Annotated in this window: 12 protein-coding genes; 5 read left to right on the plus strand and 7 right to left on the minus strand. The window is 62.8% G+C overall.

Going from position 1 to position 11,178, the window contains the following annotated elements:
• Nucleotides 1–8: 8 nt before the first annotated feature.
• The 4 genes from cbiB to cobA are packed head-to-tail and all read right to left on the minus strand — an operon-like array spanning nucleotide 9 to nucleotide 4,136.
• Nucleotides 9–989 (minus strand): adenosylcobinamide-phosphate synthase CbiB, encoded by a 981-nt coding sequence (cbiB, locus tag KQ933_RS11880; protein WP_216755069.1) that lies wholly within the window; start codon nucleotides 987–989, stop codon nucleotides 9–11.
• Nucleotides 986–1,987 (minus strand): threonine-phosphate decarboxylase CobD, encoded by a 1,002-nt coding sequence (gene cobD / locus KQ933_RS11885; RefSeq protein WP_216755070.1) that lies wholly within the window; start codon nucleotides 1,985–1,987, stop codon nucleotides 986–988. Before cobD ends, cbiB begins: the two co-directional genes overlap by 4 nt.
• Complete coding sequence (locus KQ933_RS11890) at nucleotides 1,984–3,291, minus strand: cobyrinate a,c-diamide synthase (RefSeq protein ID WP_216755071.1); 1,308 nt, start codon at nucleotides 3,289–3,291, stop codon at nucleotides 1,984–1,986. The genes cobD and KQ933_RS11890 overlap by 4 nt, the downstream gene beginning before the upstream one ends.
• Entirely contained in the window at nucleotides 3,288–4,136 is an 849-nt protein-coding gene (gene cobA / locus KQ933_RS11895; RefSeq protein WP_216755072.1) for a uroporphyrinogen-III C-methyltransferase, read from the minus strand. Before cobA ends, KQ933_RS11890 begins: the two co-directional genes overlap by 4 nt.
• Before the next feature lie 236 nt (nucleotides 4,137–4,372).
• Between cobA and KQ933_RS11900 the strand changes: the two genes are divergently transcribed.
• Both KQ933_RS11900 and KQ933_RS11905 read left to right on the plus strand, forming a co-directional pair.
• On the plus strand, nucleotides 4,373–5,233 hold the full coding sequence (locus KQ933_RS11900; protein ID WP_216755073.1) for a tyrosine-type recombinase/integrase: 861 nt from the start codon (nucleotides 4,373–4,375) through the stop codon (nucleotides 5,231–5,233).
• Nucleotides 5,234–5,245: 12 nt separating this feature from the next.
• Nucleotides 5,246–6,421, plus strand: a complete 1,176-nt coding sequence (locus tag KQ933_RS11905; protein ID WP_216755074.1) for an IS91 family transposase — start codon at nucleotides 5,246–5,248, stop codon at nucleotides 6,419–6,421.
• Nucleotides 6,422–6,815: 394 nt separating this feature from the next.
• Here the strand turns inward: KQ933_RS11905 and KQ933_RS11910 are convergent, their stop codons facing one another.
• Both KQ933_RS11910 and KQ933_RS11915 read right to left on the minus strand, forming a co-directional pair.
• Nucleotides 6,816–7,766: a nucleoside hydrolase gene (locus tag KQ933_RS11910; RefSeq protein ID WP_216755075.1), complete on the minus strand. Its 951-nt coding sequence runs from the start codon at nucleotides 7,764–7,766 to the stop codon at nucleotides 6,816–6,818.
• Nucleotides 7,767–7,834: 68 nt separating this feature from the next.
• The gene (locus KQ933_RS11915; RefSeq protein WP_216755076.1) at nucleotides 7,835–8,254 is read right to left on the minus strand and encodes a cobalamin biosynthesis protein; all 420 of its coding nucleotides are present in this window, start codon (nucleotides 8,252–8,254) and stop codon (nucleotides 7,835–7,837) included.
• A 128-nt stretch (nucleotides 8,255–8,382) separates the two neighbouring features.
• Here KQ933_RS11915 and KQ933_RS11920 point away from each other — a divergent pair, with 128 nt between their 5' ends.
• A complete protein-coding gene (locus KQ933_RS11920) occupies nucleotides 8,383–9,168 on the plus strand; it encodes a TSUP family transporter (RefSeq protein ID WP_216755078.1) in 786 nt (261 codons plus the stop codon).
• Here KQ933_RS11920 and KQ933_RS11925 read toward each other — a convergent pair.
• Nucleotides 9,165–9,812 carry an isochorismatase family protein gene (locus tag KQ933_RS11925; RefSeq protein WP_216755079.1) on the minus strand — a complete coding sequence of 216 codons (648 nt, stop codon included), beginning with the start codon at nucleotides 9,810–9,812 and terminating at the stop codon, nucleotides 9,165–9,167. The genes KQ933_RS11920 and KQ933_RS11925 overlap by 4 nt on opposite strands.
• Before the next feature lie 141 nt (nucleotides 9,813–9,953).
• Here KQ933_RS11925 and KQ933_RS11930 point away from each other — a divergent pair, with 141 nt between their 5' ends.
• Nucleotides 9,954–10,382, plus strand: a complete 429-nt coding sequence (locus KQ933_RS11930; RefSeq protein WP_216755081.1) for a nuclear transport factor 2 family protein — start codon at nucleotides 9,954–9,956, stop codon at nucleotides 10,380–10,382.
• Nucleotides 10,382–11,176, plus strand: a complete 795-nt coding sequence (locus KQ933_RS11935; RefSeq protein WP_216755082.1) for a helix-turn-helix domain-containing protein — start codon at nucleotides 10,382–10,384, stop codon at nucleotides 11,174–11,176. Before KQ933_RS11930 ends, KQ933_RS11935 begins: the two co-directional genes overlap by 1 nt.
• Nucleotides 11,177–11,178 lie beyond the last annotated feature (2 nt).

Below are 11,178 nucleotides of genomic sequence, written 5' to 3' on the forward strand. Positions count from 1 at the left end.
CAGCGAACCTAAAGCAGGCAGACGAAGGCCACGAAGGCGAGCAGCGTCAGCGCCATGCAACTCGCCTGGAAGACCGAGATCCCGTCCTCGACATCATCAGCCGTCGCCACATCCCGGCCCGTGCCGTTGATCATCGGCTCGCGCACGACCATGCCCGAATAGACGCGCGGGCCGGCAAGCTGGAGATCGAGCGCGCCTGCCATCGCCGCTTCCGGACGGCCGGAGTTCGGCGAGCGATGCAGCTTGCCGTCGCGGATGCCGACACGGAAGGACTCGTGGAAGGCCGATGTGCCACGGCGGATGCCGGCGCCGACGGCGATCAGCAGAATGGAAAGACGGGCAGCCGGCCAGTTGGCGATATCGTCGAGACGGGCCGAGGCCCAGCCGAAATCGACATATTTTTCCGACCGGTGGCCGATCATCGAATCCGCCGTGTTCAGCATCTTGTAGAAGAACAGGCCCGGCAGGCCGAAGATCGCGTACCAGAGCGCAGGTGCGACGACGCCATCGGAGAAATTCTCGGCGAGGCTCTCGATCGCCGCGCGACAGACGCCTGGCTCATCCAGCGTTTCCGGATCGCGCCCGACGATGCGCGACACCGCCTTGCGCCCGCCGACGAGGCCCTCGCTCTTCAGTGCCGTGGCAACCGCCGCGACATGGTCCGACAGGCTCTTCTGCGCCAGGAAGATCGCCACGCAGAAGACTTCGAGCAGGATGCCGACCGGGCCGAAGAGCATGAGGAACCAGTGCAGCACCAGACCGGTGACCACAGCAAGCGTCGAAAGCGCGAGGAGCGCCACCACGCCATTCTGCTTGCGCTGCGCCTTGCTCAGGCTCTCGCGGTTGAAATGCTGGTCGAAATAGCCGATCGCCCGGCCGAAGATTGCAACCGGATGCGGCACGCGCATCCACAGCCATTGCGGATCGCCGATGATGCGGTCGAGCAGCAGCGCCAGAACCAGCACGAGAAAATGTTCATCCAAACTCATCGCTCAAAGCTCCGAAGGGCCGCAGCCAGTCTCGCATCATCAGCAGCGTCGGGTGTTAGGCCGAAGCGCAGCCAGTCCGGCGCGTAATCGAACCGGCGGACGAGAATATGATGGCGGCAGAGAGTCGTGTAAATGTCGCTGGCCTTGACGTCGGCAACAAGCGTGAAAAGCGGCGAGCCGCCCGCAACGGCAAGGCCGGCGCCGGCAAGAACGGCATGAAGGGCAGCCTGGCGCTCTGCAATCGAGCCGGCAATCGCGGAGACATCCGAATTCAGCAGCGAACCGGCAAGCGACAGCGCCGGCCCCGATACCGCCCAGGGACCGAGCCAGTCCTCGAAGCGAGCGAGAATATCGCCCCGCGCAATGGCAAAGCCGAGCCTCAGTCCCGCAAGCCCGAAGAACTTGCCGAAGGAGCGGAAAATGATGAGGTTCGAAAGCCCTGACGCTCGGGGCGCAAGGCTCGCCTCCGGGCTGGTATCGCCGAACGCCTCGTCGACCACGAGAAAGCCGCCACCCGCCTTCAGCCGCTCGTGCAGCGCTTCCAGCCTGTCGGCAGTCTGTATCCGGCCATCCGGATTATTCGGATTGACGACGACGGCCAGCCCATGCTCCGGGCCGATATCCTCGATATCGCCGACCGCATCGACAGCAAAACCCGCGGCACCAAAGGCGCGCGCATATTCCCCATAGGTCGGCGACAGGATCGCAACTTTTCTGTCCCGCTTAACGAGCCGCGGCAGAAGCTGGATGATCGATTGCGTGCCTGGGACCGGAAGCGGCAGGATCGCGTCGCTGCGATAATGATCCCGCGCCGCATGCCGCGCCGACTCGATCAGATGCCGGTCGGGCAGCCGATGCCACACCCTTGCGGGGATCTCCGGCAACGCTACCGGATTGGGATTGATGCCGGTGGAGAGATCCAGCCAGTCCTCCAACCGACCGCCGAAGCTTGCTGCCGCTGCGGTAATGCCGCCGCCATGCATGATCGGCGCATTCATGCGGCAGCTCCGGCAAGATCGATCAGATGCATGTAGGAGCCGGCCACCTGCCCGCGCCTCAAGCCTGCGGCGCCGAGATCGTTGCCGAGCGCATCCTGCGTGGCAAACAGCCGATCGGCCTCGCCTTCGGAAACGATGGTCGAATAGTGGAATTCATGCGCCGTCATCGGCTTGTCGAAGAAGGAGCCTTCGAGCGGCGTCACGCGCCGATAGCCGAGATGCCGCATGCGCGTCTCATAGCTGGTGACGACCGGCAGCAGGCCGAGCATTTCATGGCGCGCGCCTCCCCCGTCGATCAGCCCGTCGCCGAGCACCATATAGCCGCCGCATTCGCCATAGATGCGCACGCCCCGCGCTGCCGCAGCCTTCATCGCCACGGCAAAATTCTGCGCGGCCGAGAGCTTGCCGGCATGCAGCTCGGGATATCCGCCCGGCAGATAGATCGCATCGGCACTCTCTGCCGGCCCCTCATCCGCCAGCGGCGAAAAGAAGGAAATCTCCGCCCCTCGCCGCCGCCAGCCGAGCAGCATATGCTCGTAGCAGAAGGCGAAGGCGATATCGCGGGCAACGGCGATATGCCGGCCGAAGGGCATCAACCGGGCAATATTGGCAGCCGATGGCCGGTTCATGCCCTGCCGCGCGATACGCATCAGGAATTCGAAATTGCACTCTTCGGCAACGGCATTGGCGGCATAATCGATGAACGCGTCGAGCGCCGCATGCTCGCCCGCCTGCACCAGCCCGAGATGCCGCTCCGGCAGGGCAAGCATCGCATCCTTGCGGATGACGGCGACAACAGGCATGCGAATCTTGTCAAGCGCCTGCCGCAGCATCGACTCGTGCCGGTCGCTGCCGACCTTGTTAAGGATGACGCCGGCGATACGCACATCGGCACGGAAACCAGCAAAGCCGCTGACGAGCGGCGCCACCGACTGCGACAGTCGCGAGGCATCGACGACGAGCACCACCGAAAGCCCGAGTTGGGCTGCAAGATCGGCCGCCGTGCCGCGCCCGTCTACCGCACCGTCGAATAGGCCCATCATGCCTTCGACGAGCAGCACCCGGTCGCCGGAGCGGTGCAGCGTCGCATTGGCCGAAATCAGCTCCGGCCGCATGCCCCAGGGATCGAAATTCAGGCAGAGCGTGCCGCTTGCCGCTGCGTGAAAGGCCGGGTCGATATAATCAGGCCCGGCCTTGCCAGGCGCCACCGCCACGCCGCGATTGCGCAGCGCCCGAAGCAGCCCGAGTGTCACCGTCGTCTTGCCGGAACCGGAGGATGGTGCGGCGATCAGCAACCCGCTCACGCTGTCTCCCTCCCTTGCCCGCCGGCCTGTCGAAAAGGATCGGGCTGCAGCCGCCGTCCGCCAAGCGCACCAAGCCAGTCGAGCGAGGCCCGCAGCCGTACCACTTCGCCGACGACGACGATCGCCGGCGGCTCCAGCCCGGAGGCGGCAACGGCAACGACCGCTTCGCCAAGCGTCGTTTCCAGCACCTGCTGGTCGCCGGTCGCCGCATTGCACACGAAGGCGACGGGCTCCGAGGCCGAACGGCCGGACGCAATGAGATTGGCGCTGATCTGGGCGATATGTTTCATCGCCATATACATGACGATAACAGGCGAGCCCTTGCCGATCGCCTCCCAATTGATCGCATCAGGCACGATGCCGGAGGAATCATGACCGGTGAGGAAGGTCACCGCATGGTTGATCTCCCGATGCGTCACCGGAATACCGGCATAAGCAAGCCCGCCGATCCCTGCGGTAATGCCCGGCACGATGCGGAACGGGATATTGTACTCGACCAGCGTCAGCGCCTCTTCCCCACCGCGTCCGAAGACGAAGGGATCGCCGCCCTTCAGCCGCAGCACGCGCTTTCCGGCCCGCGCCAGCTCCACCAGTCTCAGAGAAATATCCCGCTGCTTGGCCGAGGGCTTGCCGCCGCGTTTTCCGGCATATTCGAGCTCGGCGCCAGAGCGTGCGAGTTTCAGGCATTCCTCATTGACCAGCGCGTCATGGATGATCACATCGGCCTCGGTGAGCCCCTTGGCAGCAAGGAGCGTCAGCAGGCCCGGATCGCCCGGACCGGCGCCAACAAGCCAGACGCTGCCCGGCTCCAGCGCCGGCAGATATGAGAATGCGCTATCAATCATCCCGCTGATCTAGGCCCGGCTGATGACGAGGTCAACGGCATCAGAGGTCGCGCACCGGAAGTTGACGAAACGGAGTTGAATCAACTCCGGAAGAAGCGGAATCAATTCCCAAAGAAATCCTGACAAGCGATTGAACGAAGCCGCTTTCGCGGCATTTGGAGCGTGGGATTTGCATGATGCGCTTCTGATTTGAAGGATTGGGCTGTTTTAGCCCAACCTTTAAACAGGAGATGACGATGACAGAGATAAGCCCGCTACGCCGGCGCATGATCGATGACATGACGATCCGCAATCTTTCGCCAGCGACGCAACGATCGTATTTGCATGCGGTGACCAAGTTCTCGCGTTATTTCGGGCGATCGCCAGACCGTCTTGGACTGGAAGACGTGCGCGCGTTTCAGGTGCATCTGGTGTCGTCGGGCCTATCATGGCCGGCCTTGAACCAGACAGTTTGTGCCCTGCGGTTCTTCTTTGGCGTCACGCTTGGTCATGCCGAGATACCGGAGCGCATTGCCTATGCCCGGACACCGGCCAAGCTGCCGACGATCCTCAGCGGCGACGAGATCGTGCGGTTTCTGGAAGCGGTTCCAAGCCTGAGGACCCGCACCGCACTGACGACCGCTTATGCGGCGGGGCTGCGCGCCTCGGAAGCTGTCCATCTCAAAGTCCGCAACATTGATGGCGAACGCGGTATCATCCGCGTCGAGCATGGCAAGGGCGGAAAGGATCGCAACGTCATGCTGTCAGCGCAGTTGCTCGCGATCCTGCGGGTCTATTGGCGGCTGGCGAGACCCGAGGTCTGGCTGTTCCCGGGCCGGGACGAGACCAAGCCCATCGACGTCCAGGTTCTGTATTCTGCCTGCCGTTCGGCGTGTGCCGCGGCCGGTATCGACAAAAGGGTAACGGTGCATACGCTGCGCCACAGCTTTGCCACCCATCTTCTGGAAAGCGGAACCGACATCCGCATCATCCAGGTTTTGCTCGGCCACAACAATCTGTCTACCACGGCACGCTACACGAAGGTTTCCAATACCCTGATCCGCAGCACGACCAGCCCGCTCGACCGGCTGACACTGGAGGTGGTGCCGCCAAGCTGAGTAAGCTTCGCCATGGCGGCGGGACTGGAGGTGGCGGACATTTTTCGCCGCCACGGGGAAAGATATCGTCAAGCCCACGACACCCATCTCGGGCGTGTCGAACGCCGGGTGATGAGCGCCGTCGAGATGTGCCGGACCGCTCGGCTGGGCGGGCATGTCCAGCAATGTCAGGACTGCGCGGCGTTGCGCATCGCCTATAATTCCTGTCGCAACCGGCATTGCCCGAAGTGCCAGGGACAGGCGAGCCGTGACTGGCTCGCCGCGCGGCAGGCCGATCTTCTGCCGGTCGGCTATTTCCATGTCGTGTTCACCTTGCCGCAAGAGATTGCGGCTATCGCTTTCCAGAACAAGGCGGTCGTCTATGCGATCCTGTTTCGCGCCGTCGCCGAGACGTTGCGCAAGCTTGCTGCCGATCCCAGGCATCTGGGTGCAGAGATCGGCTTCATCGCGGTGCTACACTCCTGGGGGCAGAACCTCCATTATCACCCGCATATCCATTGCATCGTGCCGGGCGGTGGATTGTCGGCGGACCAGTCCCGCTGGGTGGCTTGCCGGACAAGCTTCTTCATGCCCGTGCGGGTCCTGTCATGCCTGTTCAGGCGGTTGTTTCTTGAAGAGCTGAAGCAGGCCTACGACCTGGACCAGCTTCAGTTCTTCGGCGACATCGCCGGCCTGGCCAGTCCGGCCGCATTCAACCGCATGGTCAAAGAAGCGCGGCGTGTCGGCTGGATCGTCTATGCCAAGCCGCCCTTTGCCGGACCCGAACAGGTGCTGGCCTATCTCGGTCGCTATACCCATCGCATCGCCATCTCCAATTCCCGCCTCGTCAGCATCGATGGCGATCGAGTCACATTCCGATGGAAGGATTATCGAACGGGCGGCAAGCAAAAGGTAATGACACTCGATGCCCATGAGTTCATCCGCCGTTTCCTGCTTCACACCGTTCCGGACGGCTTTCATCGCATTCGTCATTACGGCCTGCTTGCCAATGGCCATCGGCAACTGAAGCTGGACCTGTGCCGAAGCCTGCTCGACGTCCCGCCGCCGGAACACCCGGTCGAAGAACCGGACGCAAAGCCACCGCCTTTGCGGCACCGCTGCTCCTGTTGCGGCGGCGCCGTTAAGATCATCGGCGCGTGGACTCCAATGTCGCCGGTCTGCCGACCAGCATGGAACGACAGTTCATGATCATATCACGGGCGGCATCATTGCAACGATCAGCGTCGGCATGCCGAAGAGCCGCGGGGCGAGTGCTTTGGCCCATCGTGCCCGAACGACGATTCGGTCGATGCAAACCAGCCGACAGGCGCGGCAAAGACACCGCAAATGCCGGCAAGAAACTCCTTCCAGACCTGTCCACGAGCTCCGGCAAGGCTCAACTCTGCAAAACGCCATCCACCGCTTCGGCTAAATCCCCATAGTGCCAAACAACCCGCGCCTTCGCTCAATCCGGCTTCAATGAGGTCCGATCAGTGAATGCCGCACGCACAGCGCCCGGACCTCACAGAACCCTCCAGATTGATTGGACTCCAAAATAGAAAATGGGCCAACCGCAGAACACGCAGCCGGCCCGTTGACACCATCAGACCCGCAGAAGCGTCTCGCGGATCAAACCGATCACCTTTTCCGACTCGATGCCGGTGGCAACGCTCTGGCTCGGCAGGCCATCCCAGTGACCCGGCGGGAAGTGGCGGCCATCCGGCTTGACGACCGTCTGGCCGTCGGCAATGCCGCCACAGACGACGCGCACTGCGCCCGTGATCGTCTTGAACAGTTCCGGTGCCACGACATAGACGCTGGCGCAGCTGTCATGCACCATCATGCCGTCTTCGACCGCATGCTTGTAGAAGTCGATATAGGACTGCGAAAGCGTGTTGAGCTGCTTGACTGCCTTGTCGCCCTTGGCCGCCATATCGCCCAAATAGCTGCGGCTCATCGTGGTGATCGCCGTGACATCGAGACCGATGACGACGACCTTCCACGGCGCGGTCAGCACGATATCAGCCGCTTCCGGATCGCCGTGAATATTGGCTTCGGCAACCGGCGAGACATTGCCGGGCAGATAGAAATTGCCGCCCATGATGACGACGTCCTTCACGAGGCTGGCAATCTCGGGATCTTCCTTCAGCGCCAAGGCCAGGTTCGTCATGCGGCCGACGGCGACCAGCCTCACCTCGCCCGGATTGGCGCGCACGGTGTCGATGATGAAACGATGCGCCGGGCGCGGATCGAGCGGCAGGTCGATGACATCAGGCACCGGCATGTCGCCGAGGCCATTTTCGCCATGCACCATGGTCGGCCAAGGACGCTCCTGTCGAGACGGATCGATGGTCACGCTCGCACCCCTGGCAACGGGGGCCGCGATATTCCATTCCCGCTTCAGGAACAGCGCATTGCGCGTCGTCGTCTCGATCGAGGCATTGCCGAAGACTGTGGTGATGCCGATGAGATCGATCTCGGGATGGCGATGCAGGAAAAGCAGCGCCATTGCGTCATCGACGCCCGGATCCGTGTCATAAATGACCTTGTGCATGTATATCCTCTAGATGTGAATCGCTGGCCTGCCGGACGGCGCCGCGAGATGCCGCACCATAACGCCCGTCAGGCTTTCTGCAACCCGATGCAGGCGACAGCCGCTGTCGCATGCCGAGATTTGATCTTGCCGAGCGTCAGTTCCGCATCCGCGCCAAGAGCCGCAAGGGCAGCGGATTCCGCCACGCCATGGCAGCCGACGCGGGCAAAGACGATCTCGGAGGGATTTTTAAGCCGCGGCGTCTCCGCCTCCAGCCGCGCCGCATCGAAGAACAGGGAGGGCACGGCAAAATGCGCCGCAACGGCAAGGATCGCCCGTTCTGCCCTTCGGCTGTCGATCGAAGCGACAGCGGCAAGCCCCGCCCCGCTGATGCCGGCCGCATCAAGCGCCTCGACAGCCAGCGCCATCACCTCGCCAACAGAAGCCCCGTGCTCGCAGCCAAGCCCGAGCACGTGCCGTCTTGCCTCACCGATGATGATCTCACTCATTCTCGTCAGCCGATTACGCCCCGCCGTGTCCCTGGAGCCATTGCAGCTTGGGACCGGAAATGCAACAAGGCCGCCCGAACGCCCCGCCCCGTGCACTCACCCTTGAATGCCCCTCCCGGAATAGCCTCGTGCCTGACATTGCCATCCATCTGCTTCTGCTGCTTTGTACGGCTGCCTTCTTTGCCGGTTTCGTCGATTCCATTGCCGGTGGTGGCGGCCTGATCACCGTTCCCGCCATGCTGATCGCAGGCATCCCGCCGCTGCAGACGCTCGGCACCAACAAGGTGCAGTCGCTCTTCGGCGCCGCCTCGGCAACCATCGCCTATGCCCGCAAGGGCCATGTGAAGCTTTCGGAACAATTGCCGATGGCGCTGATGGCCGTCATGGGCGGTTCGCTGGGTGCTGCCCTTGCCACCCTCGTTCCCGGCCAGGTGCTGCAGGCGGTCATGCCGGTGCTGCTGGTCGCGATCGCCATCTTCTTCGCCGTCAAGCCGAACCTCAACGATTCCGACACCCATCGCCGGATGACGCCCTTTCTCTTCGGCCTGACGCTGGTGCCTGTCATCGGCTTCTACGACGGCGTCTTCGGCCCCGGCACCGGCTCCTTCTTCATGCTCGCCTTCGTCACCCTCGCCGGTTTCGGCATGCTGAAGGCGACGGCCCATACCAAGCTTCTCAATCTCGGCTCGAATTTCGGCGCCCTCGTCGTCTTCGCAAGCTTCGGCGCCACCCTCTGGAAGATCGGCCTCCTGATGGGCGTCTGCCAGTTTCTCGGCGCGCAGCTCGGCTCCCGGCTCGCCATGCGCATCGGCGCAAAACTCATCAAGCCGCTGCTCGTCATCGTCTGCATCGCTTTCGCGATCAAACTTCTGGCCGACCCGACAAACCCGCTGCGTGTCTGGCTCGGAGTTTAGAACTTGATCTCATCAATCGCAGTTAGCGTCGTCTTGGCCGAAACACCCGGCGCATTGGCAAAGTGCCAGGCGACATATTGCTCGGCATAAGGGTCGGTCGAAGACATGCCATCGACGGGTAGGATAACGCTCATGCCCTTCAGCGCCGCATAGGCCGCCGTATTCAGCACCGCCCCTTCGGATGCCGTGCCGGTCACGATCACGGTCTTGATGTGCTTTTCAGTCAGGATCTTTTCGAGATCGGTGTTGATGAACTTGTTGGCGCCTCCTTGCACCACCGGATCGCCCTCTTTCGGCGCCAGAACGGTGGCGATATCGCCCTTCGTGGCGCCACCAGTGATGCTATAGATAACGGGCACGCCGCTCTTGCGCGCTTCATTCAGAAGCTTTTCCACCTTCGGAAGCGAGGCGATGCAGCGCGGTTTGTTCTTCGTGTTGCATGGCCCCTTGGTCGGGTCCTGCGCGCCGTTGAAATCGAGGAGCAGAAGCGCCGTATCCGACGTATTCACACTGACCGGCTTCAGCGCCGGTGCCGGCGGCACCTTGATCGTATTCCAGTCATCGATAATAGTCGCCTGCGTCGCGGATGCGCTGAGAAGCACGATGGCGAATGCGGCTAAGGCTTTGTAAGACCGGGTTTTCAAGGCGGGTCTCCTCCGGAGCAAAAGGGTCGCGGCAAATCTCCGGGCTCGCCCCCTCACCTGTCAAATCACCAAGCCGCGACCTGAACTTGATCCGGCTTCCATTACCTCAGGCGTAATTGATAGGGTGCACCGCTTTCGCCGATGATCGCCCTGCCTGGAATTGACGGGCGATCAAAAGGAGATGACCCGATGCCCAATGCCCCGACAAACGACGCAAACACCAACGCCGAGCGCTACCTCGCCATCTGGAACGAAACCGACGCCGTTCGCCGCCGCGCTCTCATTGCCGAGAGCTGGGCGGATTCCGCAACCTATATCGATCCGCTGATGCGCGGCGAAGGCCACGAGCAGATCAACTCACTGGTCGAGGCCGTGCAGAGCCGCTTCCCCGGCTTCCGCTTCGAGCTGATCGGCGCAGCCGACGGCTATGGCGATGTTCTTCGCTTCTCCTGGGGCCTCGGCCCTGAAAATGGCGAAGCGCTGATCAAGGGCACGGATTTTGCCGAACTCGAAGGCGGCAGGCTCAAATCCGTCCGCGGCTTCATCGACCAGCTGCCGGAAGCCGCCTGATGACGCCGACCGCCCGCTCTCTCGGAGATCACCTGCGCGAATGGCGCCAACGCCGCCGCATGAGCCAGCTGGATCTGGCGCTCGAAGCCGATATTTCCCAACGGCACTTGAGCTTCATCGAGAGCGGGCGCTCGACCCCGAGCCGCGAGATGCTGCTGCATCTGGCCGAACGGCTCGGCGTGCCCTTGCGAGACCGGAACCCGCTGCTGCTGGCGGCGGGTTTCGCCCCGGTCTTTGCCGAACGCAAGCTGGATGACCCCGCCCTTGAACCGGCGCGGCGCGCGATCGACATGGTGCTGATAGGCCATGAGCCCTTCCCCGCCATCGCCATCGACCGCCACTGGAGGCTGGTTGCGGCCAATGCCGCCATCGCACCGCTGCTGCAGGCCGTTGCCGATCCATCCTTGCTGGAACCGCCGATCAACGTGCTGCGCCTCAGCCTGCATCCGCAGGGCCTTGCGCCTGTCATCGCCAATCTTGCCGAATGGCGCGCCCACCTTCTCGACCGCCTGCGCCAGCAGATATCGGTCTCCGGCGATCCCGTCTTGGAAAAGCTTCTGAAGGAACTGCTCTCCTATCCCGCACCCGAAACTGCCGGCGAGAGCCATGCCGACCTTGCCGGAATCGCCGTTCCGCTGAAGCTTGCGACGAAAGCAGGTCTGCTCTCCTTCATCTCGACAACGACCGTCTTCGGCACGCCTGTCGATATCACCCTTTCGGAACTGGCGATCGAAACGCTCTTCCCGGCCGATGAGGAAACGGCCGCGATCCTGCGCGGCCACCTCGCAAACTGAGG

Origin of the sequence: Rhizobium sp. WYJ-E13, from assembly GCF_018987265.1 — a bacterium.
Taxonomy (GTDB): domain Bacteria; phylum Pseudomonadota; class Alphaproteobacteria; order Rhizobiales; family Rhizobiaceae; genus Rhizobium.